The organism is Actinomadura livida, from assembly GCF_014648675.1.
GTDB classification, from domain to species: domain Bacteria; phylum Actinomycetota; class Actinomycetes; order Streptosporangiales; family Streptosporangiaceae; genus Spirillospora; species Spirillospora livida.
The window spans coordinates 53,943-79,809 of the sequence record NZ_BMRO01000004.1; the positions used below are offsets into that span (position 1 = coordinate 53,943).

A 25,867-nucleotide genomic window follows, 5' to 3' on the forward strand; every position below is an offset into this window, starting at 1 on the left:
CCGCCGCCGAAGTCGCCGCTCCCGAAGTCCCAGCCGCCGCCGACGTCGCCGCCGTCCCCGCCGAAGCCGCCCATGGCGTCGCCTCCGCCGTAGCCGCCGAAGCCGCCCATCATCGAGCCGAGCATGGTGCCGACCATCAGGCCGCTGAGCATGTCGATGCCGCCGTAGCCGCGGTAGTAGCCGCCCGCGTAGGGGCCGTACGCGGGGCCCGCGTCCCAGTAGGGGCGCCGTCCGCCGCCGTACGGGACCATGCGGACGTCCGGGGCCGACCCGAGCCGGAGCGCCTCCGCGTCGGCCGCGCAGGCCGGGACCGACCGCGCGGTCCCGCCCGGGGGCGCCCACATGACGTCCTCCACCGAGGGGCCGTGCTGCGGGTTGAAGAAGCAGGGCGCACGCCGTTCGGGCACGGGCTCGCCGGCGAGGCGGGCGCGCGTCGCGGTCATGTAGTACCGGCCGTCCTCAAGGGCGGTCGTGACGTCCTGCATGTCGTGCGGCCGCGTGGCGCGTGCGGTCGCCCGCTTGGCCTCGTCGTAGGAGTTCATGGCGTGCTCGTAGTCGGAGCGGATCTCGGGTTCGAGTTCCTTGTCCATGACGTTGAGGTCGAGCTGCGCGATGTCCTCGCCGAGGAGTGTGACGTCCTCCTGCACGCCGTTCTTGAGGTCGGCCATCTCCTGCTCCGCGCGGACGCGCTGCCGCTTGCGGGAGACGAGGAACAGGCCCGACACGCCCACGGCCAGCAGGATCAGCACGCTGAGGGTGACGAAGCCGCCGATCGCGCTCGACCGGGCGTTCTCGTCCGCCTTCTTCTCGGCCAGGTCGCTGAACTGGACGAGCCGGTCCTTGAGCGGCGCGCCGTTGGTGCGGGTGACGAGCTGGTTGATCTCGCTGCTGCTCAGCTTCTTGGAGATCCCGTTCATGCGGGAGCCGTCCGCCGTGACGGCCAGGTAGGTCTCGCCCTCGCCGACGCGGTTCGCGACGGACTTGAGCATCTGCCCGACCTCGGCGCTGGACACGCTGTTGCTCACGACGACCGCGCGGATGTCGGCGTCGGACGCGCCGGCCAGCGCGTTCTTTACCTCGTTCTGGTCGGCCGCGGAGAGGACGTCACCGGCCTCGCCCGTGACGTAGAGCCGCGAATCCATGAGGCCCTTGGCGATCTGGCCGACGGTGTCGGCCGCGGCCGCCGTGCGCATCGCCGGCAGCTGTGCGCCGGCCGTCTGGACGGTGGCTGATTGAGAAGTGGATGACTGCGTGGTGGCGGGCTGTCCCGTGGCGGCCTGTGCGGGGGCGGTGAAGGCGAACGCCGGCAAGGCGACGGCGGCGATGATCGCCGAGACGGCGCCCCGGCGTGCCGCCCGGATGGCCCGGATCTCGGTGCTCATGCTCCCAGTCTGCCCACGTGAGAGCCGGATTCGCTTCATCCCAGCGACTGATTTGCGGGCGGGGCGCATGGGGGCCGCACCCCAGACCGTGAACGGGGCGCGGTCAGGGCCGGAACACGTCCGCCCCGCCCGCGACCGGGCGGGGCGGACCCTGCTCAGCTGTCCTTGATCTCGCAGATGACGGCGCCGGACGAGACGCTCTGGCCGACCTCGGCGCTCAGGCCGGTGAGCGTCCCGGCCTTGTGCGCGGTGATCGGCTGCTCCATCTTCATCGCCTCCAGGACGACGATGGTGTCGCCGGCCTCCACGGCCGCGCCGTCCTCGGCGACGACCTTGACGATGGTGCCCTGCATGGGGCTGACCAGGGAGTCGCCGGACGCCTGGGCGCCGCCGCCCTTCCTGGCCCCGCGCCGCCTGGCGGGCTGCGCGCCGCCGCCGGCGGGCGCGGACGCGCCGAGGCCCGCGGGCAGCACGACCTCGATGCGCCGGCCGCCGACCTCCACCGTGACGCGCTCCCGCTCGCCCTCGTCCGCGTCGTCTCCGGCGGCGGGCGTCTCGTACGGCGGGATCTGGTTGTCGAACTCGGTCTCGATCCACCGGGTGTGGACGGAGAACGGCGCCGCGTCGTCCTCGGGGACGAACGCCGGGTCCTCCAGGACCGCCCGGTGGAAGGGCAGGACGGTCGGCATCCCGCCGATGACGAACTCCGCCAGCGCGCGGCGGGACCGCTCGACGGCCTGCCGGCGCGTCGCGCCCGTCACGATCAGCTTGGCGATCAGCGAGTCGAACGCCTGCGGGACGGTCTGCCCGGCGCCGTACCCGGTGTCCAGCCGGACCCCGGGGCCGGTGGGCGGCTCCCACTCGGTCAGCGTGCCGACCGCGGGCAGGAACCCGCGCCCGGCGTCCTCGGCGTTCAGCCGGAACTCGATCGAGTGGCCGCGCAGCTCCGGGTCGCCGTAGCCGAGCTCCTCGCCGTCGGCGATGCGGAACATCTCCCGGACGAGGTCGACCCCGGCGACCTCCTCGGTGACCGGGTGCTCGACCTGGAGGCGGGTGTTGACCTCAAGGAACGAGATGGTGCCGTCCTGGCCGACGAGGAACTCGCACGTGCCGGCGCCGACGTAGCCGGCCTCCTTGAGGATGGCCTTGGACGAGCTGTACAGCAGCTCGACCTGCTCGTCGGTCAGGTACGGCGCCGGGGCCTCCTCGACGAGCTTCTGGTGGCGCCGCTGGAGCGAGCAGTCGCGGGTGGACACGACGACGACGTTGCCGTGCTTGTCGGCGAGGCACTGCGTCTCGACGTGCCGCGGCCTGTCGAGGTACCGCTCCACGAAGCACTCGCCGCGCCCGAACGCCCCCACGGCCTCCCGGACGGCGGACTCGTACAGCTCGGGCACCTCGTCCAGCGTCCGCGCGACCTTCAGGCCGCGCCCGCCGCCGCCGTACGCGGCCTTGATGGCGATCGGCAGGCCGTGCTCCTCCGCGAACGCGACGACCTCGTCCGCGCCCGACACCGGGTCCTTGGTCCCGGCGACCAGCGGCGCGCCGACCTTCTGGGCGATGTGCCGCGCCTGCACCTTGTCGCCCAGCGCGGTGATCGCCTCGGGCGGCGGACCGATCCAGGTCAGCCCGGCGTTCTGCACGGCCGCGGCGAAGTCGGCGTTCTCCGCCAGGAACCCGTAGCCGGGGTGGACGGCGTCGGCGCCGGTGTCGGCGGCGACCTTCAGGAGCTTCTCGATGTCCAGGTAGCTCTCGGCCGCGGACTGCCCGCCCAGGGCGAACGCCTCGTCGGCGACCCGAACGTGCAGCGCCTCCAGATCGGGCTCGGCGTACACCGCCACACTGGCCAGGCCCGCATCACGGCAGGCACGGGCTATACGAACCGCGATCTCTCCGCGGTTGGCGATCAGGACCTTGCGCACGTGGGTCTCCTCCCTAACCTCGCACGCGCAGTCTAGATAACGGGCTTCTCGGGTTTTCGTAAGCCCCTCCTTATAAGGCCCCGGCCCCTGTGCGGGACGCCCCGCGCGGGGCTCGCGGCACCGGCCGCGGGGGCGGCGTCCCGGTCCCCGTTTCCCCGCTCCCGCAGGGGCTGACGGGTGTACCCTTCGGCACGAATCTGCTCGGTTCTTATGCGGGAGAGGCCGATGGTGCGCCCGTGGCTCCGGGCCGGCCTGGCGTTCACCCTGTCCGCCTGCCTGCTGGCCCCCTCGTCCGCCGACCGGCGGACGGACCCCGACGTGGACGCCGACGTCACCCGCCAGCTCACGATCGCCGCCGGGACGCTGCTGCAGCACCGGTCGCAGGCGCTCGTGCAGAAGCACAACCGCGACCACACGTCCGCGCCCCGCGAGGTGTACGGCGTCCGGATCTCCCCGCGGCTCGCGCGCTCCCAGGAACGGGCCGTGCGCGAGTTGCAGAACCGCAACCGCGCTCCCGTGGAGGGCGGTCCCGCCTACACGGGCGCCCGCACGAGCCTCGACGGCGGGCACGCCGTCCGGGAGGGCGACCGGATCACGCTGGAGGCGGTCGAGAACACGGTCGTCCGCTACGGCAGCGGCAAGGTCACCCAGTCGGTGCGGCGCCGGTTCGTGTTCGAGACCGAGGGCCAGCAGATCACGCTGGTCGCCGAGCGCGTGCTCGACCCGGACGCGCGCCCGGTGAACGACCCCTTCGAGCCGGCCCGCTGACCGGCGGGGTTCATCAGACACTTTTTCCAATGGACGTGAAAGCGCGTGCCCCGGCATTCTGACCGGCCGTGTTTACCCTCGTCACAAGGTATGTGGTCGCTCGTGCTGAATGCCGGTATGGCCACATCCGGACGGGTCGGGACGGCCCGGAAGCGCCCTCGTGGACGGAGGTTTCGCATCCCCGCTCTGGAACAACGTGATCGATGGGGCGTAGGCTTGCACCCGTGACGAGCCTTTTCCGCTCCGCGGTGAAGGGGAATTGGCTCCATTCTTCGGCGCGGGTGTGCGAAACCGAGCCGCGGGTCCCGGCCCATCCCCCCGAGGCCGGGACCCGCATCATTTCCCCGGCCGGCTAGGCGTCGGCGGCGGGCGGCGGGAGCGCCACCTGGATCTGCGCGGTGCGGCCGGCCGCCACGAGGACGCCGCGGCCGGTGGGGCCGCCCGGCGGCGTGTTGCGGGGGAGCGCGAGGCCGAGCACGGCGCCGTCCTCGGGCGACTCGACGGACAGCAGCACGCCGGAGCGGGAACGGGCGACGTCCGACACGAAGTCCCTGTGCCTGCTGTCCCCGTGCCTGCTGTCCCTGTGCCTGCTGTCCCCGTGCCCCCGGGCGAGTTCGGCGGTGGTCCCGGCGATGACGACGGCGTGCTCCCCATCTCGCGCGGTCCGCAGGACGTCGCGGAGCGCGCCGCCCAGCTCTTCCCCGCCCTGTCCTTCGCGGAGGAGTTCCGCGTCGTCCACGATGACGGCGTAGCGGTGCTCGTCGCCGATCGCCTCGGCGAGGTCGGCGGCGCCGGAGTCGCGGGTGAGGACGCCGAGGACGCCCGGGTGGCCGGACAGCAGCCGCAGCGGGGAGCGGCGCGGCGTGACGAGGACGACCGGCACGAGACCGCCGCCGACGGCGGGGTCGAGGAGCGAGTGGGCGATCGTCCGGAGCGTCGTGGAGCGCCCGGAGCGCGGCGGCCCGGCGACGGTGAGGCCCGGCCCCTCGGCGAGGAGGTCGACGCCCGTGGGGGCGAGGGTGTCCCCGCCCACGCCGACGAGGGCCCACAGCGCGGACGGGGCGAGGAAGTCGGGGTCCAGCGACATCGCCTCGCGGTAGGTGACGCGGACGGGCAGCTCGTCCACGCGCAGGGGACGCTGGCGGCGCGGAAGCCGCCCGTACCGGGACACGCAGGCACGGGCGATCTCTTGCAGGACGGCGGCCTGCGCCGCGCCCGACGCGTCGTCCCCGAGAACGCCGATCTGCGAGACGCGCGGCGGCGAGCCGGCAGCGGCGGGTTCCAGGGCGCGTCCGGGCGGCATCGCGGCGGGGACCTGCCGGTCCCGCAGGCCCCCGTACGCGTAGTCGTTGGGGTCCGCCATGCGGAGCAGGAGGCGGCGGTCGAAGACGGTGGAGATCTGCCCGCCCAGGCCGGAGCGGTCGCCGGTGAAGACGGCGCGCAGCCCGACGGCGGCGCCCTCGCGGAGCAGCCGGACGACCTGCTCGACGAGGCGGCCGTGGTCGTGGTGCTCGAACGCGCCGAGGAAGCCGTCCCAGCGGTCGAGGAGCAGCACCATCCAGGGGAGCCGGTCGGTGGCGGCGACGGCGGCGCGCTGCTCGGCGAGGGACGCGAACCCGGCCTCGGCGAGCAGCCGGTGGCGCCGGGCCACCTCGGCGGTCAGCGCCGCGAGCAGCCGCTCGCAGCGGCCGGGCCGGTCGCGGGCGACGACGGCGCCGCAGTGCGGGAGGGAGCCGAGCGGCAGCAGCGCGTTCGCGCCGCAGTCGACGGCGTACAGGTGCACGTCGTAGGGGGAGCAGGCGCCGGCGATGGACCCGGCGATGGTGCGCAGCGCGGTGGAGCGGCCCGACCGCGCGGACCCGGCGAGGTAGAGGTGCCCGCCGCCGGCGAGGTCGAGGGCGAGCGGCTCGCGGGACTGCACGGCGGGCAGGTCGGTGACGCCGAACTGGACCGGCGGGACGTCCACGACGGAGCCTCCGGCGGCGGTCCGCGGCGTCAGCGTGATCTTTTCGGGCAGCGGGTTCAGCCACGGGGACGGCCCGCGCGCGATGCCCGCCCGGCGGGCGGCCTCGTCGACGGCCTGCACCAGGACGCCGAGGTCGGTGGCGGCCTCCGCGCCGGGGCCCGCCTCGCGGGGGTCGGGCATCGGATGGCCGAGGTCCTGCCAGGGGAGAGGCCGGACGGCGGGGCGGTGGCCGGCGGCGCCGGCGGCCGGGCGCGGTCCCCCGATCCGGGCGGACTGCACGCGATGCGGCCCCCGCGTCCCGGAGCGGATGTAGCAGCGGCCGGGGGTCGCTCTGGAGATCTGCGCGGCCTCCGGGGAGCCGAGCATGCCGGTGGACGCCTCCGGGTCGGTGGCGCGGAGCGCGATGCGCAGGTCGACGCCGGCGCGGATGTCGTCGGTGACGGCCTCGGGCCGCCGCGTGGCGAGGACGAGGTGGACGCCGAGGGGTCTTCCGCGGCGGGCGGTGCCGGCCAGGTCCGCGACGAACTCCGGCAGTTCGGCGGCCAGGGCGGCGACCTCCGCGACGGCGATGACCAGGCGCGGCAGCGGCGGCAGGTCCCGGCCGGCGGCGCGCAGCTCCTCGTAGCCGGTGACGTCCTCAACTCCCGCTTCGAGCAGGATCTCCTCGCGGTGGCGGAGCTCGGCGTTGAGGGATTCCAGGGCGCGCTCGGCGGCGTGCTCGTCCAGGTCGGTGACCATGCTGACGGTGTGCGGGAGGCGGGCGCACTCCTCGAACACGCCCCGCCCCTTGGAGTCTCGGCCCCGGTGGTCGATGAGGACGAAGGTCATCTCGTCGGGGCGGTTCGCGACGGCGAGGGACGCGACGAGGGTCCGCAGCAGCTCCGACGTGCCCGCGCCGGACGCCCCCGCGACGAGGGCGTGCGGCCCGTCGGCGCGCAGGTCGATCTCGTGGGGCGCCATGGGCCCGTCCGGGCCGATCCCGATCGGCACCCGGGCGGTCCGGCCGCCGGTGCGGCTCCAGGACCGCAGGACGTGCTCGGCGGTCGGGTCCGGCATGCCGAGGAGGTCCAGCAGCCGGACCTCCGACGGGACGGGGTCTCCGGCGTCCTCCCGTGCCAGGTCCCGGATCGGGGCGAGCGCCCGCGCGACCCGCTCGGCCCAGCTCGCCGAGACCTGGTCGGCCAGCACGGGCCCGAGGACGTCCAGCCCCTGCCGGAGCCAGATCATCGGCGCCTGCCGCGGATCCCACGCGGCCATGGCGCGGCATTCCTCGGGGAGGAGGCGCTCCTCGTCGTCGACGCAGACGGCGTACAGGCCGAACTCGGGTCCGCGCGACAGCAGCATCGGCATCCCCGGCACGCGGCGGAGCGCCTGCGCGCCGTCCAGGACGATCAGGACGTTGTACGGGACGGCCCCGGTGCGCCGCCGCTCCGTCACCTGCATCGCCAGCTCGGTGACGCGGCGCGCGGCCGACTCGGCGTCGGTGCCGACCAGGGCGACGCAGTCCTCGCCCTCGCGGGGCGCGCAGTGCGGCAGCCAGCGCACCCAGTTCCACTCGTCCCCGGCGTCCGGGCCGGCGGACAGGACGACCACGGCGAGGTCGCGGGGGCTGTGCAGGACGGCGCTCTGCGCGACCATCCAGCGGGCCAGCGCGCGGGCCGCCGGCCGCGGCCCGGCCAGCCCGACGACGCCGAGGTCCGCGAGCGGGAACGCCACCGGCACCTGCCGCGCGACCGGGACCGCGAGCCCGGCGTCGCCGCCGGTGAGCTCGATGCGGGCCGGCTGGTCGGCGAGGCCGGCGCGGAGGTCGAGCGCGTCGGGGTCGTCGCGGCGGCGCTCCCACAGCCGCCGCCGCGGGCCGGTCGCGGTCAGCAGCACCTCGGCCGGGTCGGGGTGCAGCGCCCGCCGCTCGGCCTCGTCCCGGCGCCGCAGCCGCTCCACCTCGCCGTCGAACTCGCCGGACCTGCGCTGGTACTCCTTGAGCGACCGACGGAAGGAGGGCCGGAGCAGCTCGCGCGGGCTCCGGTCGGGACGCTCCGGGACCGCCAGCCGCCGTGCCCGCTCCTGCGGCGCCGTCCGGGGCGGCCGGTCGAACGCCAGGCCGCCGTCCGGGAGCGGCACGAGGTGGGCGTCCGGGGCGGTGCTGAGCGCGAGTGCCAGGACGCTCGACCCCACCGACAGCAGCGCTCCCGGCGGCCACGTCGTCTTGCCCGCGAGGGGCGCCCCGTCCAGCGTGGCGCCTCCCTCGGCCGTCAGCGCGGACGCCTCGGCCTCGACGATCTCCCGCCCGACCGTGAGCCGCAGCGACCGCGCGGGGACCGACGGGTCGTCCAGCACGACGTCCACGTTCCGCCCTGAGCCGAGGGTCGAGACCCCGAGGCCGAGGCGGTGCACCGACCCGGCGGCAGGGCCGCCCACGACGCGGACCTCGACCAGCCCGGTCGGCTCGCCGAGCACGGTGGCGGCGGCCCCGTGCCGCTCGACGGCCACGACGGCGCCGTCCCGGAGCTCCTTGACGGCGAGGGCCTGCGGGTCGAGCATCCGCCCGTCCAGCCACAGCGCCCGCGGCGACCGGGGGCCCGGCACGCCCGCGGAGCGCAGCGCGTCCTTCGAGTAGCGCGGCGCCGCGGGGGACCGCGCGGGCGCGGCCGCCGGCGCCCGCCCGTCGAGCAGGGCGGCGAGCGACCGCGCGACCCCGTCCACGGTGGCCTCGGCGTCGGCGTCCATCACGACGTCGCGTGGTCCTCCGCCGGTCAGCGCCGTGAACGAGATCCGCATGAGAGCCTCCGGCGTCCTCGGGACGGTCGCGCTCAGCTTAGTTACCCGCGGGCCGGAGCTCCCGGTGGACGGCGACCACGGCCCGGAGGGCGTCGTCGAGCGGCGTCGGCGCCATCCCGAACGTCGACTCGAAGGCCGACGAGTCCAGGACGTACGGCCTGTCGAACTGGTAGCGGGTCTCCCGCAGCTCCCGCATCATGGGCGAGGCGAGCCCGAGCGCGTGGAAGACCGGGCGCGGCACCCTCGTGATGCGCGGCGCGGGCGCGCCGGCGATCTCGCAGAGCCGCTCGGCGACGTGCGACGGGGAGACGGCGGGGCCGGTCGGGACGTGCCAGGCCCGGCCCAGCGCGCGCTCGTCGGTCCCGGCGATGGCGAGGGCCTCGGCGACGTCCGGCGTGTACGTCCAGGCGTGCGGGATCGCCGGGTCGCTGAGGAACTGGACGCGCTCGCCCGCCAGCAGCGGCCGCACGAACCGGTCCTTGCCGAGGTACGCCTGGTCGGTGCTGCGGGGGCCGTAGTAGTCGGAGGGCCGCAGCTCGGTCATCCGGATCCGGCCCGCCCGGTGCGCGGCCCGGGCGTCCCGCCACATCGCCGCCCGCACCCGGCCCTTGACGCCGGTGGCGGCGAGCGGCAGGTCCTCGGTCATCGGGCCGTCCACGGGCCCGTAGACGTACAGGTTGCTGAGCGTGACCAGGGTCGCGCCGGTGTCCTCGGCCGTCCCGAGGAAGGACGCGGCCATCGGCGGCCAGTCCCGCGTCCAGCGGTGGTAGCGCGGGTTGACGCAGTTGTAGAGCGCGTCGGCGCCCCGGGCGATCCGGGTGAGCCGGTCCCGGTCGGCGGCGTCGGCGGCGACCCGCTCGACCCCCTCGGGCCCGGAACCGGACCGCGTCACGACGACGACGTCGTGGCCGCGCCCGGTGAGCCGCTCCGCGAGGTGCGCCCCGACCTGCCCGGCTCCGACGATCACGTGCCTGCCCATTGCCTTCTCCTTTGCTCGCGTTGTCTTCGTCTCGCGTTGTCTTCAGCGGTTCTCGACGTGGGACTTCAGCGCGGTCAGCCGGGTCTCGTGGGCCGCGCGGAGCTTGCGCTCCCCGAAGACGAGCCGGGCGAGCGGGCCGTCGAACGACTCCTGGAGGGTCACCCGGGTGCGCCCGCCCTCCGCGGTGAGGACCATGCGGTCCACGGCCCGGTAGAGGCCGAGGGCGCTGCCCGTCCAGCTGAGCTCCCGGCCGGGCTGGACGATGGCGAACCGGGAGCGCAGCGGCGTGCCGTCCTGCGCCCAGCGGAACTCCCGGCCCGGCTCCACGGCGTCCAGCGCGCGGACGCGGAAGCCCGGCGCCCAGGTCTGCCAGCCGCGCAGGTCGGCGAGGACCTCCCAGACCCGCTGCGCCGGGGCGTCGATGACGATCTCGGACGAGCTGGTGACGGGTGCGGTGTCGTCGATGCGCCCCCGCAGCGCGTACTCGTCGTGCAGTGTCGCGAGGTCCTTGGCGAACATGCGGCGTTCCTTCGGATAGGTGCTCTGTTTTGAGAGCAATGCTCTCTCTAGAGAGCGGTGTTGTCAAGAGCGGTGCTCTCGATTCGGTTTGGTGCTCTGCTAACCTCGGCCCATGGCTGCACGTACGGCACGCGAACGGGTCCGGGCGGAGCTGATCCGCGAGATCACCGACATCGCCAGGCGGCAGCTCGGCACCGAGGGGGCGGCCGGCCTGTCGCTCCGCGCGGTCGCCCGGGAGATGGGCATGGTGTCCTCGGCGATCTACCGGTACTTCCCGAGCCGCGACGACCTGCTGACCGCGCTGATCATCGACGGGTACAACGCCGTCGGCGAGGCCGTGGAGCAGGCCGACGCCGGAACGCCCGCGGACGACTTCGCCGGGCGCTGGCTCGCCGTGTGCCGGGCCGTCCGGGAGTGGGCCCTGGCGCACCCGCACGAGTACGCGCTGCTCTACGGATCGCCCGTCCCCGGCTACAAGGCGCCGGACGCCACCGTCTCCGCCGCCGCCCGCGACACGGTCGTGTTCGCGCGCATCGTCTCGGCGGCGCACGCGGCGGGCGCGATCGACCCGGCCGGGCCCCTCCCGCCGCCGCCGCCCTCGATCGCCGAGGACCTGGCCCGGGTGCGCGCCGCCGTCGACCTGGCCGCGCCGGACGACGTGGTCGTCCGGGCCCTCACGGCGTGGGCCGGCCTCTACGGGACGGTGAGCTTCGAATTGTTCGGCCAGTTCGCCAACACCGTGGAGGACGACCGGGCCGCCTATTTCGACCACACGATGACGCTGCTGGGGCGTCTCGTCGGCCTGAAATCGTGATCCGCCGGGCCCTGCGGAGGCGCCCGGACCGCGGTCAGTGACTGGTGTGACTGGTGGTAAGCAACGATGTGATCGGTGAATTCGCAGGTCACCGCGGGCGCCCGAGAGATGGGGCGGCCCGCGTTCACCGAATCCATTGACGAGACCTTGCCGCCCCCGCAAGCATGGATCGCTCGGTGTTGCGCGGATCCCGGTGACGGGAGTCGCGGGAGGGCGGGAAGGAGCGCGTGGGCAGCGCGATGAAGTCCAACCAGTCGACCTTCGCCGGAGGTGGCTCGGGTCCGTCCGGCGGTGGCGCGGCGGGCTCGTCCGGCGGCACGGCGGGGCTCGGCCGCTCGGGGCTCGGCGCCTCCGGGGGGCAGCGGCTTCCCGCGTCCCCGCGGGAGCGCAAGCCCGCGCTCGCGGCGCTCGCGGTGCTGCTCATCCTCGGCGGCGCGCTCGCCAGCGCCTACCTCGTGATGGCCAGCGGCGAGCGGGTGTCGGCGATCCGCATCGCGCAGCCGGTCGCGGCCGGGCAGCAGATCCCGGCGAGCGCCCTCGAAGAGGTGCAGGTCGGCGACACCGGGATCCAGTTCATCAGCTGGTCGGAGCGCGCGAAGGTCACCCGGCACGTCGCCGCGGTCCGGCTGGTGCGCGGCGCGCTGCTGACCAACTCCATGATCGTCGCGGAGAACGCGCCGGAGAACGGGCGCCTCGTCGTCGGGCTGGCGCTCAAGCCCGGCCAGTTCCCGTCCGGCGGCGTCGAGGTCGGCCGGCGCGTCACCCTCTACGCGGTCGGCACCGGGCAGAACGGCGGCCCGCGCGCCGGGACCGTCCTGTCGGCGGACGCCATCGTGATCGGCATCGCCGGGACCGGCGGGAGCGGCGGCGAGTTCGGCGGCACCCGGCTGAGCTCCGACCAGACCAGCATCGACGTCGCCGTCCCGCCGTCCGACGCGCCGCAGGTGACCCAGGCCGCCTCCGCGGGCGCGGTCGCGCTCGCGCTGATCCCGGACGGGGCGCGGCCGCCCGCGGCGTCCGGCGGGCCCGGCGCCGAGCAGTCCCCGCCGGCCGGCGGGCGGAACCAGGGCGGCGCGGAGCCCCCGGACGGCACCGTCCAGGTCCCGGACGGCGGCGGCACGGGCGAGAGCACGCCACCGGGGCCGGGCGCGGGCGGTAACTGACCGTGGCACTCATCGCGCTCGCGGCCGACAAGGGGGCGCCGGGCGTCACGACCGCGGCGGTCGCCCTCGGCGCGGTGTGGCCGCGCCCCGTGCTGGTCGCGGAGTGCGACCAGGCGGGCGGCGACCTCGTGTACCGGCTGCCCGCCGCCGCGCCGGAGACCGGCGACGGCCCCCGCGACCTCGCCGCCGGCGGCGGCATGCTCAACCCGTCCCGCGGGCTGCTCAGCCTCGCCGCCACCGCGCGCCGCGGCCTGCGGCCGGACCAGATCGCCGAGCACTGCCAGCGGCTCGTCGGCGGCCTCGACGTCCTCGTCGGGACCACCAACGCCGAGCAGGCGCAGGCGATGAGCTGGCTGTGGGGGCCGCTCGGCCGGGCGTTCGCCGGGCTCGACCCCGTGGACGTGCTCGCCGACTGCGGGCGGCTCGGCGCCGGCACCCCGCTGACCGAGCTGATGCACGAGGCCGACCTGGTCGTCTTGCTGACCCGGGCCACCCTGGAGCAGGTCGCCCACCTGCGCGAGCGCGTTACCGCGCTGACCGAGGAGCTGCGCGGCGGCCCGCCCATCGGGGTCCTCGTGCTCGCCGACCCGCGCGACTTCCGCGGCTCGATCGCCGAGGTCGACCGCGTCCTCGCCGGGGCGCGGGGCCGCGGCCGGCCCGCGGACCCGGGCGAGCGGCAGGGCGCCGCGCCGCCGGACGTCACCGTCCTCGGCGGGCTGGCCCTCGACCCCAAGGGCGCCGAGCTGCTGTCGGGCCGCTGGGGCGGGCGGCTGGACCGCTCGCTGCTGATCCGGTCGGCGCGGGAGGTCGCGGGCGACCTCGCCGGCCGCCTGGCCGCCGCCCGCCCCGCGGGCCCGGTCGCCGAACCTCCGCCCGCGCCGCAGTCGCACCCCGTGCCCCCGCCCCCGCCCCCGCCCCCGATGACTCCGCCCCCGACGACTCCGCCTGCGACGTCCCCGAGCGCGACGTCCCCGCCCATGGTGGTCCCGCCGCCGGCTCCGCCCGGTGCGGGGCTCTCCGCGGACGGGCAGGTCCCGGCCAGCGAGCGGCCGCCGGGGCAGGTGCCGGCGGGCGGACGGCACGAGGAGGGGAGGCGCTAGATGGACCACGGGCTCGTCAAACGCCTCCGCCAGGAGGTCGGCGACCGGCTGGCGCAGCAGCGCAGGCTGGACGCCGCCAACGGGCTGCCGCCGATGTCCGGCGAGGACGAGCGGCAGTTCGCCCGCGCCCTCATCGGCCAGGTGCTGGAGGAGTTCGCCCGCGGCGAGATCACCTCAGGGCGCCGGCCGCCGAACGCCGAAGAGGAGGAGGCGCTCGCCGCCGGCGTGCACGCCGCGCTGTTCGGGGTCGGCCGGCTCCAGCCGCTGCTTGAGGACCCCGAGATCGAGAACATCGACATCAACGGCTGCGACCGCGTCTTCATCGGCTACGCCGACGGGCGCGAGGTCATGGGCGAGCCGGTCGCCGAGAGCGACGAGGAACTGGTCGAGCTGATCCAGATCCTCGCCGCCTACAGCGGGCTGTCGTCCCGTCCGTTCGACACCGCGAACCCCCAGCTCGACCTGCGGCTGCCCGACGGGTCCCGGCTGTCGGCCGTGATGGACGTGACGCTCCGCCCGGCGCTGTCGATCCGGCGGGCGCGGCTCGGCAAGGTGTTCCTGGCCGACCTGGTCGGGAACGGCACGTTCACGCAGGAGGTCGGGCAGTTCTTCGGCGCCGCCGTGCGCGCCCGCAAGAACATCATGATCGCGGGGGCGACGAACGCGGGGAAGACGACGCTGCTGCGCGCCGTCGCCAACGAGATCCCGCCGCACGAGCGGCTCATCACCGTGGAGCGCGCCCTCGAACTCGGCCTGGACGCCTTCCCCGAGCTGCACCCCAACTGCGTCGCGTTCGAGCAGCGGCTCCCGAACTCGGAGGGGCAGGGCGCGATCACGATGGCGGAGCTGGTCCGCCGGTCGCTGCGGATGAACCCGTCCCGGGTGATCGTCGGCGAGGTGCTCGGCGACGAGATCGTCACGATGCTGAACGCGATGACGCAGGGCAACGACGGGTCGCTGTCCACGATCCACGCGAACTCGTCGGTGGAGGTCTTCAACCGCATCGCGACGTACGCGATCCAGTCGGAGGAGCGGCTGCCGGTCGAGGCGACCCACATGCTGATCGCCGGCGCGATCGACTTCGTCGTGTTCATCGAGAAGCGCAACGACTACGCCTCCGGGGGGCGGCTGCGGCGCTACGTCTCCAGCGTCCGGGAGGTCACCGGCGTGGACGGGCGCGTCCTGTCGTCGGAGGTGTTCGCGCTCGGGCCCGGCGGGTACGCGGTGCCGAACGCCCCGATCGCGTGCGCCGCCGAACTCGCCGACCACGGCTACGACCCGTCCGGAGGTGCCTGGTGAGCGGCGGGCGCACGGCGGACCACCCGGGAGGGCGCTGATGTACGCGCCGGACGTGCTCCTCGCGATCCTCGCGGGCGCCGCGGCGGGCGGCGGGCTCCTGCTGCTGGCCGTCGCGCTGCGCGGGTTGCCGCCGCGGGCCCGGCCGGCCCGGGGGCGCAGCCGCGAGGAGCTGGTCCGGACGTTCACCACCCGCACCGCCGTGGCCGCCGTCGCGGGCGTGCTCGTGCTGATCGTGACGCGCTGGCCGATCGCCGCCGGCGGCACCGCCGCGCTCGTCCTCGCCTGGAACGGCCTGGTGGGCGGCGCCGCCGAGGAGCGCCGCGGCATGGCGCGGCTGGAGGCCCTCGCCGCCTGGACGGAGTCGCTCCGCGACACGATCGCGGGCGCCGTCGGCCTGGAGCAGGCGATCCCGGCGTCGCAGCGCGCCGCCGCCCCGGCGCTGCAGCAGCCGCTGCGCAACCTGGTCGACCGGCTGCACACCCGCGTCCCGATGCCGGAGGCGCTGCGCCGGTTCGCCGACGACATCGACGACCCGTCCGCCGACCTGGTGATCGCCGCGCTGATCCTGAACGCCAAGCTCCGCGGCCCCGGCCTGCGCGACATGCTGAGCGCCCTCGCGAACTCGGCCCGCGCCGAGCTGGACATGCGGCGCCGCGTGGAGGCCGACCGGCGCTCCACCCGGCGCAGCGTCCGCATCGTCGTCGCCGTCTCCGTCGGGACGGCGCTGGCCCTCGCCGTGTTCAACCACTCCTACGTCGAGCCGTACGACGACCTCCTCGGCCAGCTCGTCCTGTGCGTCGTCGTCGCGCTGTACGGGGCGGCGTTCCTGTGGCTGCGCCGCCTTTCGAAGTACGAGCTGCCCGGACGGTTCCTCAGCGAGCCGCGCCCGGCCGCCCAGCCCGGCGTGCCCGGCGAGGTGCCGAGCACCGTGGCGGGCTGGAAGGACGGCGGGGGAGCCCCCGGCCGGGGCGGCACGCGCGGCTCGCAGGAGCTGCCGCCGCGCGGCCGGCACGCGACGGACGCGGGAGGGGGTGCCGCCCCGTGAACGCCGCGATGATCGCCGGCTCCGTCGTCGGCCTCGGCCTGTACCTGCTGGTCCGGGCGCTGTTCCCGGCGCGGCCCGGCCTCGCCGCGCGGATGGCCGCGCTCGACGCCGCCCGCCGCCGCGACCTGGCGGAGCAGCAGACCGGGCCGCCGGGCGGCGCGGGGACGCCGGGACGCACCACGTCCCCGGCGCTGGAGCGGGTCGGCGTGCTGCGCGCCCGGCTCGGACGGGAGCTGGCGCGGTTCTGCGAGTCGCGCGGCTGGAAGCTGCGCTCGGTGCGCGCCGACCTCTCGATCACCGGGCGGTCGCTGGAGGCGTTCCTCGCCACGAAGTTCCTGCTGCCCGCCGCCGCGCTGCTGTTCGTCCCGCTGATCGCCGCGTACTTCGCGCTGCTCGGGCTCGGCTCGTCCGTCGCCGTGCCGGTGTGGATCTGCATCCTGTTCGCCGCGGTGTTCTTCTTCTTCCCCGACATGCAGCTCCGGCAGGAGGCGCAGGCCCGCCGGCAGGACTTCCGCCATGTCGTCGGCGCGTTCCTCGACCTCGTCTCGATGAACCTCGCCGGCGGGCGCGGCGTGCCGGAGGCGCTGCTGACCGCCTCGAAGGTCGGCGAGGGCTGGGCGATGCACCGGATCCGCGACGCGCTGGCCAACGCCCGCATCACCGGGCAGACGCCGTGGCAGTCGCTCGGCCGGCTCGGCGAGGAGCTCGACATCGCCGAGCTGCGCGACCTCGCCGGCGCGCTCGCCCTCGTCGCCGACGACGGCGCGCAGGTCCGCAAGTCCCTCGCCGCCCGCGCCGCGTCGATGCGCAGCCGGGAGCTGTCGGAGCTGGAGGGCAAGGCGGGCGAGCGCTCCCAGTCGATGCTCGTCGCGCAGCTGTTCCTGTGCGCCGGATTCCTGATCTTCCTGGCCTACCCGGCCCTGATGAGGGTGCTCGCCTCATGATCCCCGACCCCGCCGCCGAGACGGCCACCTGGAGGTACCGCTATGAACCCGCACAACCCGCTGCACGATCCGGCCGTCGTCTACCTGCGCGCCGTGCTCGGCGCCCGGCTCGCCCGGCTGCGCTCGGCCGAGGAGAGCGACCGGGGCGCGTCCGCGATCGAATGGGCGATCATCACCGCGATCCTGGCGCTGCTCGCGATCACGATCGGCGCGGTCATCACCAAGAAGGTCACCGACAAGGCCAACACCATCAACACCGGCTGACCGGCCCCGGCTCCGACTCCGGCGCGTCCTCGATGGAGTGGGCGCTGCTCACGCCGGTCCTCATCCTGCTGATGCTCGTCGTCGTGCAGTTCACGATGGTCTTCCACGCCCGGCACGTCGCGCTCGCGGCGGCGCAGTCGGGCGCCCGCGTCGCGCGGACCGCGCCGGTCGGCGGCGGCTGGCAGGACGCGGCGACCGCGAAGGCAGCCGGGGACGTCCGCGAGATCGGGCCGGAGCTGCTGAGCGGCCTCAGCGTCCGCGCGGGCGAGTCCGGCGACCAGCGCTGGGTGGAGGTCAGCGGCGAGGCGGTGACCGTCGTCCCGTTCATGAAGTTCCACGTGTCGCAGCGGTCCCAGGGGCCCATCGAGTGCTTCCGCCCCGACGTCGGCGACGGTCTCGCGTGCGAACCGGGGGCCGGCCGATGAGGGCGCCGGACCGCGGGTCGATGTCGCTGGAGATGGTGCTGGTCACCCCGCTCTTCGTGGCGTTCCTGCTGTTCCTCGCCGGCGCCGGGCGGATGGTCGACGCCAAGGGCCAGGTGGACGGCGCCGCGCGGGACGCGGTGCGCGCCGCCTCCATCGCCCGCAGCGCCCCGGCCGCGCAGCGCCTCGCCGCCGACACCGCCGCGGCCGGCCTCACCGGCACCGGCTGGTGCTCCGGCGGGCCCAGCGTGGCGACCGACGTCTCCGCCTGGGGGCAGGGCGGCCGGGTCGGCGTGACGATCACCTGCGACGTCGACCTCGGCGACCTGTCGTTCATCGGCCTGCCCGGCACCAAGCGCCTCCAGGGCCACGCGATCGCCCCCGTCGACACCTTCACCTACCGCGGGACGGACGCCGGAGGCGCCGAAGGCCCCGGGGGCGAACCGTGACCGCGCGTCCGGCGAGCGGCGCCCCCTGCCGCGACGGCCGGGACCGGGGCACGATCGCGCTGTACACGGTGCTGTTCACCCCCATCGTCTTCCTCCTGGCCGGGCTCCTCGTCGACGGCGGGCTCGCCATCCACGCGCGGCAGCGCGCCGCCGACATGGCCGAGCAGGCCGCCCGCGCGGGCGCCAACCAGATCGACACCGACGCTCTGCGGGCCACCGGCGAACCCGTCCTGGACCCGGCGCGGGCGCGTGCGGCGGCGTGCGCCCTGCTCGCCGACCACCCCGACCGGGTCACCGCGTCGCGGTGCGACGCCGACGAGCAGGAGGTGGCGGTGGACGTGCAGATCACCGTCCGGCCGCAGCTGCTCGGGATCATCCCCGGCTTCAGCGAGTTCCGGATGACGTCCGGAGCGACGGCCCGCCCCGTGACGGGGGGAATCGAGCCGTGAGCTCCGGAGGAAACCGGCTTACGATGTCTGCGACGTCCAGGGACCGGCGAACGGTGGGGGCGCGATGGTGACGCGGCAAGGGCGGCGGGCCCCGGAGCGGGGCGGCGGGAGGCCCGGCGGGAGGCACCGCAGCGCGCGCGACGTGCTCGCCGGCATCGGAGCGATCATCGCGCTGGGCGTGCTGCTGGCCGGCGTCCCGGCCGCGCTCCTCGTCCTGTTCGGCTCGCCGCTGCCGGACACGGTGCCGTCCACCTCGGACCTCACCCGGCGGATCGGCCCCGGCGCGCTCATCGGCGTCCTCGTCGCGCTGGTGTGGCTCGCCTGGCTCCAGTTCGCGGCGTGCGTGGTGGTCGAGGTCTACGCGGGCGTCCGCGGCGTCGGCGTTCCGGCGCGGGTGCCGCTCGCCGGCGGGACGCAGTCGCTGGTGCACCGGCTCGTCGTGGCCGCGCTGCTGCTGTTCACCGCCACCACCGCGATCATGCCGGCGCTGTCGGCCGGCGGGCTGTCGCAGCGCCCGCCCGCGCAGGCGCAGGCGCAGGAGTTCCGCCCGGTGGCGGCGACCGTGCCGGAGCGCGCCCCGAGCGCCGCCGCCGACCGGGCCGCCGCCGCGGACCTCGCCGCGGAACCGCTGGCGAAGGCCGCCACCACGAAGATCTACCGGGTGCAGCCGCCGGAGGGGCGCCACCACGAGAGCCTGTGGGAGATCGCCGAGAAGTGCCTGGGCGAGGGGCGCCGCTACAAGGAGATCTTCGCCCTCAACAAGAACCGCGTGCAGCCGGACGGGACGCGGCTGACGATCGCCAGCCTCATCCGGCCGGGCTGGATCCTGGAGCTCCCGGCGGACGCCAAGGGCGCGAAGGTCATCCCCGCCGAGGACCTCGACGAGTACTTCCGGTACGGGCACGCCGTCCCGGACCGGCCGGAGAAGCCGGAGAAGCCCGAGCAGCCGCGGGAGACGGAGAAGCCGCGGCCGCCGGCGTCCCAGGCGCCGCCCACGGCCGCGCCGACCGCACCCCAGCCGACGGTGCCGGAGACCCAGCCCACCGCCCCGCCCACCGCGGCCCCGCCCACCGCACCGCAGCCGACCGTGCCGGAGAAGCAGGCGCCCGAGAAGCAGGCGCCCGAGAAGCAGGCGCCCGAGAAGCAGGCACCGGCGCAGCCGCCCGTCCACGGCGGCCCGTCCGGCGAGATGGGCGGCGACGCCGAGAGCGGCGGCGCGTCCGTGCCCGGCCAGGGCGCGGACCGGCAGGACGACGACACCGGCGGGACGGTCGACCTCGGCTGGCCGCACGGCCTCGCGGCCGCCTCGCTGCTCGCCGCCGGGCTCGTCGTCGCGCTCGGCCGGCGCCGCCGCGTCCAGCTGTGGCACCGGGCGTTCGGCAGGATGATCGTCCGGCCGGAGGGGGCGGCGGCCGAGGCCGAGCGGGCGCTGCGGCTCGGCGCCGACGACGAGTCCGCGCGGCTGCTCGACCTCGGGCTGCGGCACCTGTCGAAGTCGATGGCGGCGGGCGGCCGCACGCTCCCGACCATCTACGGGGTGCACCTCGGCAGCCCGCACACCGGGCCGGGCAGCCTCGATCTGTGGATCGCGCCCGCCGACCGCAATCCGCCCGCGCCGTGGCAGGCGTTCGACGACGGCCAGGTGTGGCGGCTGCACAGCGAGGCGCTGCCGGAGCTGGAGGCCGCCGACCTCGGCGACGTCCTCGCCCCCTACCCGGGCCTCGTGTCGATCGGCACGAACGACAACGGCCGGATCCTCGTCGACCTGGAGGCCGCGCACGGGCTCATCGCGCTGCGCGGCCCCGACGACGTCCGCCGCGCGGCGCTGTCGGCGATCGCGATGGAGCTGGCCACCAACCGCTGGTCCGACCACATGCGCATCACGCTCGTCGGGTTCGACGGGGAGCTGGGCGAGGGCCTGGCGGAGATCGCCCCCGACCGGGTCCGGGCCGTCCCGACGCTCGCCGACGCGCTGCCCGAGCTGGAGGGACGCGCCGAGGAGGTGCGGCAGGCGCTCGCCGCGTCCGGCGTCGACTCGGTGCTCACCGGACGCTGCCGCGGCGTGTTCGGCGAGGCGTGGATGCCGCACTACCTGATCATGGCGGCGCAGCCGGCGGAGCGGGAGGCGGACCGGCTCGTCGCGCTCGCCCGCACCGGGACCCGGATGGCCGCCGGCTACCTCGTCCCCGGCGACGTGCAGGGCGCCACCTGGACGTGGGACGTCGACGAGGGCGGCCGCCTCCAGGCGGGCGTGCTCGGCTTCGACGTCGACGCGCAGCTCGTCGCCGACGACGACTACCGCGGCGTGTTCGAGCTGTTCCGGGCGGCGGGCCGGCTCGACTCCGTCGAGCTGCCGGGCCTCGCCGGCGGGGCGGAGCCGCCGAGCGCGCACGAGTCGTCGGTCGGCATCCGGCTGCTCGGCCCGATCGAGGTCGAGGCGCCGGGGCCGATGGACGACGACCGCCGCGCGCTGTGCACCGAGCTCCTGGTGTACCTGGCGGCGCACCCGGAGGGCGTCCACCCGACGGTCCTGTCCGGCGCGATCTGGCCGCGCGGGACGACCCCCGCCGTCCGCGACGCGTGCGTGGCGCGCGTGTCGGACTGGCTCGGCCGGGACGCGCGGGGCCGCCCGAACCTCTACACCGACGAGCGCGGCCGGATCAGGCTCGGCTCGGAGGTGCGGGTCGACCTCAACGTGTTCCGCTGGCTGGTGTGGCGGTCGGCGGCGGAGCCCGGGTCGGAGACGGCCTACATGACCTACGCGCTCGACCTCGTCCGCGGCCCGCTCCTCGCGGACCGCCCGCGCGGCCGGTACGCGTGGCTGGCCGACCACGACCTGGAGTACGAGGCGTCCGCGCGGGTCATGGACGTGGCGCACCGGCTGGTCGTGCTGCGGCTGGACGAGGGCGACGCGCGCGGCGCGGTGAGCGCGGCGCGCGCCGGGCTGCGGCTCGCCCCCGAGGACGAGGGCATGTGGCGCGACCTGCTCCGCGCCACCCACGCGACCGGCGACACGGCCCAGCTGCGGGTGGTCGTGGACGAGCTGCGCGCCCGCGTCGTCCGCGACCCGTACTTCGACCGGCTCCAGCCGGAGACGGAGTCGCTGGTGGAGGAGCTGCTGCCCGACTGGCACAGCGTCAGCACCCGCTGACGCGGCCCCTCTCGCAGGTGGGCGGCTAGCGGTACAGGCCGGTGCCGCCCAGCGAGAACCGGCCGGGCTGCGGATGGACGGCCAGGCCCGCCGGGCGCCCCCCGACGCGGACCTTCCGCACGACCCGTCCGGTCCTGGTGGACACGGCGTAGACGTAGCCGCGGGGGTCGGCGAGCCACAGCGCCGCCCCGTCCGGCGACATGCCGCCCGGGACCGGTGTGCCGCCGCCGGGCAGCGGCCAGCGGGACGCGACCCGCCGGGTGCCGAACCGGACGGCGGTGAGCGTCCCGCTGCCCACGACGAAGAGGCGGCTCGCGTCCCGCCCGACCGACAGCCCCCGCGCGCCCGGCCCGGTGCGGACGAACCCGAGCGCGGCGAACCGCGCGGCGTCCACGAGCCAGACGCCGCCCTTCACCGGGTCGGCCACGTAGAACAGGGTCCCGTCCGGCGACAGCCGCAGGTCGCCGGGGCGCGCGCCCTCCGGGAGCCGGATCGTCCCGGAGACGCGGCCGCTCGTGAGGTCCACGCGGGCGAGCGCACCGGCGGAACCGCACGTCGCCACCATCGACGACCCGTCCGGCGTGAAGTCGGCGTATCCGGCGGCGCACGGCAGCGCTACCGACCCTCTGCGCCGCATCGTGTGCGGGTCGCGGACGTCGACGCGGTGCGGCCGGTGGGCGAGGACCAGCGCGTGCCGCCCGTCCGGGGAGAAGTACAGCGCGGCCGGAGGCCCGGCCTGTACCGCGTGGCCGCGCTCGCCGCCGCGCGGCCCGAACGGGACGAGCGTGCCGCGCGCGGGGCCGGCGGCCCAGAGGCGCCGCAGGTCCCAGGACGGCACGACCCGCGAGGCCGCCGCGCCGAAGTGCAGCCGCCCGACGGTCCGGAGCGTGTGCGGGTCGATGACCTCGACGGCCCGCCCGTGCGCGACGTAGAGCCGCGGAGGCACGCCCTGCGCGTGCGGGGCGATCATCCCGGGCCCGGTGGCGGCGTAGACGTCCGCAGGGGCGACGGGGACTCCGCCGCCGGACGAGCCGGGGGAGGGGTCGCCGTGTCGGCGCGCATCGGCGTCGGGGTGCGCGGACAGGTAGGGCGCGGGGCCGCCGAGGCCCACGACCGGGCCGTCCGGGGGTCCCTCGCCGGGCCGGTGGAACGGGATCGGTGACTCGCAACCGGTCAGGGCGCCGCAGGCCAGCACGATGCAGGCGAGCGCGGCGAACGGGAGCGCGACCCGTGATCGTCCTGCCTGGCGTCCCTGCACGGTCTCCCCCTCACACGGCGGGGACCTTACCGGGGGGCGACCGTTGGTGTCCGGTCAACTGCGAAACGTGGTCGCGGTGCCGGAAGAGACGGCGGGGGACGGGCGGGACGGAGCTAGTCGGACTTGCCGAAGCCGATGCCGAACTCGCGGTACACGCGCTCCCAGAAGCCGTCGCGCAGCCAGGTGCGGGCCTCCTGGTAGGGCCGCAGCGAGGAGCCCAGCTCCTTCTCGGCCTCGATCAGCAGTTCCTTGTCGATGACCGGCGGCAGGATCGGGCCGGGCAGCAGGTCGCGGATGTTGTCCCGGCCCCGCTCGAAGATCCACTTCTGTGCGACGTGCTCGCCTATCTCCAGCATGTGGTCCCGGTCGGGCCCGAGCTTGCCGTCGCTCGTGGCGGGCGCGGAGTTCATCGACGCGGCCACCGTCGCGGGCGTCGCCCCGGCGGGGACCGCCACGGCGGTGCGGACGGTGCCGGGCGGCGGCTTCACCGCCGGGGGGCGTCCCGCGAAGACCTGCGACGGCGACGGGACCGGGCTGGTGCGCTGCGCGGCGGCCGCGGCGTCCCGGACGGCGGCGGCGGTCCCGGGCGCGGGCACCGGCAGCACCTTCGCCTTGGTGAAGTAGGGGCGGAGGAAATCGGCGGGCAGCACCTCGACCGTGTCCGACTCCCACACCAGCCACTCGGCCTGGTTCGAGCCGTGCGTCGGCTCGACCCCCCACAGGTGCACGCGGACGCCGTAGCGCTGGGCGGCCTCCACGGCGGGCAGCATGTCCTCGTCGCCGGCCAGCAGCACCGCGTCGGTGATGGCGCGGTGCCGGGCGAGGGCCTCCAGGTCGGCGCGGAGCTGGGCGTCCACGCCTTTCTGCTGGCCCTGGGCGTTCAGATTCCCGAGCCGCAGCTTCACCAGCGGGAGGTTCGCGATGACGCGCTGGTCGACGGTCGGCTGCCGCTTCGGCGCGGCGTCGAACCAGTACACCCGCAGCAGCTCACCGAGCAGCTGGTCGTCGGCGTGGCTGGTCAGCGCCTTGATCAGTTTCTCCGCGGCGACGCGGTACTCGCGCCTGGACCCGCAGCTCAGCAGCAGGGCACCGGAGGCCGCGTAAAGGTATCCCGCGTCGACGAAAATCGCGTACCGCGCGGGCTGGGGAACGAACTCCGAGGTGGCCATGGCCTTCCACCTTATTCGTGCCGGGCCGCCCCTGGGTGTGAACCACGGTTACAACGTCGCGTCGGGGACCCGGCGGACGGCCCGGCGCGGCGCTCCGCCGCGCGGAGGTGGGGCGGGGGTCAGCGCGGCAGGGCGCTGGCCCGCCACGCGCCCGCGCCGCGCGGCCGGAGGTCGTCCGCGGGCGCCGCGCGGACCAGCCGGGCGCGGTCCGACCAGCGCGACGGCCGGGCCGGCCCGCCGCCGTCCCGGGCGGCGGCGGCCGCCCGGGCGCGGGCGGTCAGCACGGCCACGAGCGCCGCGATCTCCTCCGGTCCCGGGTCGCCCCGGACGATCTGGAGGAAGGGCTTGTCGTCAGCGGTCACGGATTCTCCTGACCTCCTGGGAGGGTCGGTTCAGAGCGGGATGTTCCCGTGCTTCTTGGGCGGCAGCGTCTGCCGCTTCTCGCGCAGCGCCCGCAGCGCCCGCACGACCTGCCCGCGCGTCTCCGACGGCTTGATCACGTTGTCGATGTAACCGCGCTCGGCCGCGACGTAGGGGTTGGCGAGGGTGTCCTCGTACTCGGTGATCAGCTCGGCGCGGCGGGCGTCCGGGTCGTCCGCGGCGGCCAGCTCGCGCCGGTACAGGATGTTGACCGCGCCCTGCGCGCCCATCACGGCGATCTGCGCGGTCGGCCACGCGAGGTTGATGTCGGCGCCGAGGTGCTTGGAGCCCATGACGTCGTAGGCGCCGCCGTACGCCTTCCGCGTGATGATCGTGACGAGCGGGACGGTCGCCTCGGCGTAGGCGTACAGGAGCTTCGCGCCGCGCCGGATGATCCCGTTCCACTCCTGGTCGGTGCCGGGGAGGAAGCCGGGGACGTCCACGAACGTCAGCACCGGCACGTTGAACGCGTCGCACGTCCGCACGAACCGCGCGGCCTTCTCCGAGGCGTCGATGTCGAGCGTCCCGGCGAGCTGCATCGGCTGGTTGGCGACGATGCCGACCGAGTGGCCCTCGACCCGCCCGAACCCGGTGACGATGTTCGGGGCGTAGAGCTCCTGCACCTCCAGGAACTCGCCGTCGTCCAGCACGTGCTCGATGACGGTCTTCATGTCGTACGGCTGGTTCGGCGAGTCGGGGATGAGGGTGTCCAGCTCCTCGACGAGCTCCGCGGGGTCGACGGACACGTCGAACGCGGGCGCGTCGGAGAGGTTGTTGGACGGCAGGTAGGACAGCAGCGCCTTCACGTACTCGATCGCGTCGTCCTCGTCCGACCCCTGGTAGTGGGCGACGCCGGACTTGGAGTTGTGCGAGTGCGCGCCGCCCAGCTCCTCCATCGTCACCTCCTCACCGGTGACCGTCTTGATCACGTCGGGCCCGGTGATGAACATGTGCGAGGTCTGGTCGACCATGACGATGAAGTCGGTGATCGCCGGGGAGTACACGGCGCCGCCCGCGCACGGCCCCATGACCAGCGAGATCTGCGGGATCACGCCGGACGCGTGCACGTTCCGCTTGAAGATCTCGGCGTACAGGCCGAGCGCGACCACGCCCTCCTGGATCCGCGCGCCGCCGGAGTCGTTGATCCCGATCACCGGGCAGCCGGTCTTGACCGCGTGGTCCATGACCTTGCAGATCTTCTCGCCGAACACCTCGCCGAGGGAGCCGCCGGAGACGGTGAAGTCCTGGCTGAACACGGCGACGGGACGCCCGTCCACCGTGCCGTGGCCCGTGACGACGCCGTCGCCGTAGGGGCGGTTCTTCTCCATCCCGAAGTTCGTGGAGCGGTGCCGCGCCATCTCGTCGAACTCGACGAACGAGCCGGGGTCGAGCAGCGCGTCGATCCGCTCCCGGGCCGTCATCTTGCCCTTGGCGTGCTGCTTCTCGACGGCACGCGCCGAGCCCGCGTGCACGGCCTCGTACCTGCGCCGCTCCAGGTCCGCGATCTTTCCCGCCGTGGTGTGGACGTCGTACTCCACCGGGGGTTCAGGGGCTTGCGTCGCCATGCGGGCCAGGGTAACCGCACACTGATGGCGCGGATGCGGGC

21 protein-coding genes are annotated in these 25,867 nt (G+C 75.3%); 12 read left to right on the top strand and 9 right to left on the bottom strand.

Annotated features, from left to right (window positions below):
- Positions 1-1,382, bottom strand: a 1,382-nt coding sequence (locus tag IEZ03_RS10050) for a hypothetical protein (RefSeq protein ID WP_194506004.1), incomplete at its 3' end; no start/stop codon positions are given.
- Positions 1,383-1,537: 155 nt separating this feature from the next.
- The gene (locus tag IEZ03_RS10055; RefSeq protein WP_184888875.1) at positions 1,538-3,304 is read right to left on the bottom strand and encodes an acetyl/propionyl/methylcrotonyl-CoA carboxylase subunit alpha; all 1,767 of its coding nucleotides are present in this window, start codon (positions 3,302-3,304) and stop codon (positions 1,538-1,540) included.
- 225 nt (positions 3,305-3,529) lie between these two features.
- On the opposite strand from IEZ03_RS10055, the gene IEZ03_RS10060 reads away from it, so the two are divergent.
- The gene (locus tag IEZ03_RS10060; protein WP_184888873.1) at positions 3,530-4,072 is read left to right on the top strand and encodes a hypothetical protein; all 543 of its coding nucleotides are present in this window, start codon (positions 3,530-3,532) and stop codon (positions 4,070-4,072) included.
- A 352-nt stretch (positions 4,073-4,424) separates the two neighbouring features.
- On the opposite strand, the gene IEZ03_RS10065 is transcribed toward IEZ03_RS10060, so the two are convergent.
- From IEZ03_RS10065 to IEZ03_RS10075, 3 genes are read right to left on the bottom strand one after another with little or no spacing between them, the layout of a single operon-like run.
- Complete coding sequence (locus tag IEZ03_RS10065; protein ID WP_184888871.1) at positions 4,425-8,816, bottom strand: FtsK/SpoIIIE domain-containing protein; 4,392 nt, start codon at positions 8,814-8,816, stop codon at positions 4,425-4,427.
- A 37-nt stretch (positions 8,817-8,853) separates the two neighbouring features.
- A complete protein-coding gene (locus IEZ03_RS10070) occupies positions 8,854-9,795 on the bottom strand; it encodes an NAD-dependent epimerase/dehydratase family protein (RefSeq protein ID WP_184888869.1) in 942 nt (313 codons plus the stop codon).
- A 42-nt stretch (positions 9,796-9,837) separates the two neighbouring features.
- The gene (locus IEZ03_RS10075) at positions 9,838-10,314 is read right to left on the bottom strand and encodes an SRPBCC family protein (RefSeq protein ID WP_184888867.1); all 477 of its coding nucleotides are present in this window, start codon (positions 10,312-10,314) and stop codon (positions 9,838-9,840) included.
- Positions 10,315-10,426: 112 nt separating this feature from the next.
- On the opposite strand from IEZ03_RS10075, the gene IEZ03_RS10080 reads away from it, so the two are divergent.
- From IEZ03_RS10080 to IEZ03_RS10130, 11 genes are all read left to right on the top strand, one after another.
- Positions 10,427-11,128, top strand: coding sequence for a TetR/AcrR family transcriptional regulator (locus IEZ03_RS10080; protein ID WP_184888865.1), 702 nt, complete (start codon positions 10,427-10,429; stop codon positions 11,126-11,128).
- A 227-nt stretch (positions 11,129-11,355) separates the two neighbouring features.
- Positions 11,356-12,291, top strand: coding sequence for a hypothetical protein (locus IEZ03_RS10085; protein ID WP_184888863.1), 936 nt, complete (start codon positions 11,356-11,358; stop codon positions 12,289-12,291).
- Between the two features lie 2 nt (positions 12,292-12,293).
- Entirely contained in the window at positions 12,294-13,391 is a 1,098-nt protein-coding gene (locus IEZ03_RS10090) for a hypothetical protein (protein ID WP_229808180.1), read from the top strand.
- Complete coding sequence (locus IEZ03_RS10095) at positions 13,392-14,690, top strand: TadA family conjugal transfer-associated ATPase (protein ID WP_184888860.1); 1,299 nt, start codon at positions 13,392-13,394, stop codon at positions 14,688-14,690.
- A gap of 37 nt (positions 14,691-14,727) precedes the next feature.
- On the top strand, positions 14,728-15,735 hold the full coding sequence (locus tag IEZ03_RS10100) for a type II secretion system F family protein (RefSeq protein WP_184888858.1): 1,008 nt from the start codon (positions 14,728-14,730) through the stop codon (positions 15,733-15,735).
- Positions 15,732-16,679 (top strand): type II secretion system F family protein, encoded by a 948-nt coding sequence (locus tag IEZ03_RS10105; RefSeq protein ID WP_229808181.1) that lies wholly within the window; start codon positions 15,732-15,734, stop codon positions 16,677-16,679. The genes IEZ03_RS10100 and IEZ03_RS10105 overlap by 4 nt, the downstream gene beginning before the upstream one ends.
- 42 nt (positions 16,680-16,721) lie before the next feature.
- Positions 16,722-16,943, top strand: coding sequence for a Flp family type IVb pilin (locus tag IEZ03_RS10110; protein WP_184888856.1), 222 nt, complete (start codon positions 16,722-16,724; stop codon positions 16,941-16,943).
- Between the two features lie 32 nt (positions 16,944-16,975).
- Positions 16,976-17,368 (top strand): TadE/TadG family type IV pilus assembly protein, encoded by a 393-nt coding sequence (locus tag IEZ03_RS10115; RefSeq protein ID WP_229808182.1) that lies wholly within the window; start codon positions 16,976-16,978, stop codon positions 17,366-17,368.
- Positions 17,365-17,814, top strand: coding sequence for a TadE family protein (locus tag IEZ03_RS10120; protein WP_229808183.1), 450 nt, complete (start codon positions 17,365-17,367; stop codon positions 17,812-17,814). The genes IEZ03_RS10115 and IEZ03_RS10120 overlap by 4 nt, the downstream gene beginning before the upstream one ends.
- Complete coding sequence (locus IEZ03_RS10125) at positions 17,811-18,263, top strand: TadE/TadG family type IV pilus assembly protein (protein WP_229808184.1); 453 nt, start codon at positions 17,811-17,813, stop codon at positions 18,261-18,263. Before IEZ03_RS10120 ends, IEZ03_RS10125 begins: the two co-directional genes overlap by 4 nt.
- A 64-nt stretch (positions 18,264-18,327) precedes the next feature.
- Positions 18,328-21,414: a bacterial transcriptional activator domain-containing protein gene (locus IEZ03_RS10130; protein ID WP_184888854.1), complete on the top strand. Its 3,087-nt coding sequence runs from the start codon at positions 18,328-18,330 to the stop codon at positions 21,412-21,414.
- Positions 21,415-21,439: 25 nt separating this feature from the next.
- Here the strand turns inward: IEZ03_RS10130 and IEZ03_RS10135 are convergent, their stop codons facing one another.
- The 4 genes from IEZ03_RS10135 to IEZ03_RS10150 all read right to left on the bottom strand — a co-directional run bounded on the left by IEZ03_RS10135 (position 21,440) and on the right by IEZ03_RS10150 (position 25,826).
- Positions 21,440-22,672: a YncE family protein gene (locus IEZ03_RS10135; protein WP_184888852.1), complete on the bottom strand. Its 1,233-nt coding sequence runs from the start codon at positions 22,670-22,672 to the stop codon at positions 21,440-21,442.
- Positions 22,673-22,785: 113 nt separating this feature from the next.
- Complete coding sequence (locus IEZ03_RS10140) at positions 22,786-23,841, bottom strand: NYN domain-containing protein (protein WP_184888850.1); 1,056 nt, start codon at positions 23,839-23,841, stop codon at positions 22,786-22,788.
- A 119-nt stretch (positions 23,842-23,960) separates the two neighbouring features.
- Positions 23,961-24,203, bottom strand: a complete 243-nt coding sequence (locus tag IEZ03_RS10145) for an acyl-CoA carboxylase subunit epsilon (protein ID WP_132052576.1) — start codon at positions 24,201-24,203, stop codon at positions 23,961-23,963.
- A 30-nt stretch (positions 24,204-24,233) separates the two neighbouring features.
- On the bottom strand, positions 24,234-25,826 hold the full coding sequence (locus IEZ03_RS10150) for an acyl-CoA carboxylase subunit beta (protein ID WP_184888848.1): 1,593 nt from the start codon (positions 25,824-25,826) through the stop codon (positions 24,234-24,236).
- Between the last annotated feature and the right edge of the window lie 41 nt (positions 25,827-25,867).

Bases quoted from the DNA above. Each gene is read 5' to 3' on its own strand.
- IEZ03_RS10060 (WP_184888873.1), top strand. From the start codon at position 3,530: ATGGTGCGCCCGTGGCTCCGGGCCGGCCTGGCGTTCACCCTGTCCGCC.
- IEZ03_RS10065 (WP_184888871.1), bottom strand. From the start codon at position 8,816: ATGCGGATCTCGTTCACGGCGCTGACCGGCGGAGGACCACGCGACGTC.
- IEZ03_RS10070 (WP_184888869.1), bottom strand. From the start codon at position 9,795: ATGGGCAGGCACGTGATCGTCGGAGCCGGGCAGGTCGGGGCGCACCTC.
- IEZ03_RS10075 (WP_184888867.1), bottom strand. From the start codon at position 10,314: ATGTTCGCCAAGGACCTCGCGACACTGCACGACGAGTACGCGCTGCGG.
- IEZ03_RS10080 (WP_184888865.1), top strand. From the start codon at position 10,427: ATGGCTGCACGTACGGCACGCGAACGGGTCCGGGCGGAGCTGATCCGC.
- IEZ03_RS10095 (WP_184888860.1), top strand. From the start codon at position 13,392: ATGGACCACGGGCTCGTCAAACGCCTCCGCCAGGAGGTCGGCGACCGG.
- IEZ03_RS10100 (WP_184888858.1), top strand. From the start codon at position 14,728: ATGTACGCGCCGGACGTGCTCCTCGCGATCCTCGCGGGCGCCGCGGCG.
- IEZ03_RS10110 (WP_184888856.1), top strand. From the start codon at position 16,722: ATGAACCCGCACAACCCGCTGCACGATCCGGCCGTCGTCTACCTGCGC.
- IEZ03_RS10115 (WP_229808182.1), top strand. From the start codon at position 16,976: ATGGAGTGGGCGCTGCTCACGCCGGTCCTCATCCTGCTGATGCTCGTC.
- IEZ03_RS10120 (WP_229808183.1), top strand. From the start codon at position 17,365: ATGAGGGCGCCGGACCGCGGGTCGATGTCGCTGGAGATGGTGCTGGTC.
- IEZ03_RS10130 (WP_184888854.1), top strand. From the start codon at position 18,328: ATGGTGACGCGGCAAGGGCGGCGGGCCCCGGAGCGGGGCGGCGGGAGG.
- IEZ03_RS10140 (WP_184888850.1), bottom strand. From the start codon at position 23,841: ATGGCCACCTCGGAGTTCGTTCCCCAGCCCGCGCGGTACGCGATTTTC.
- IEZ03_RS10150 (WP_184888848.1), bottom strand. From the start codon at position 25,826: ATGGCGACGCAAGCCCCTGAACCCCCGGTGGAGTACGACGTCCACACC.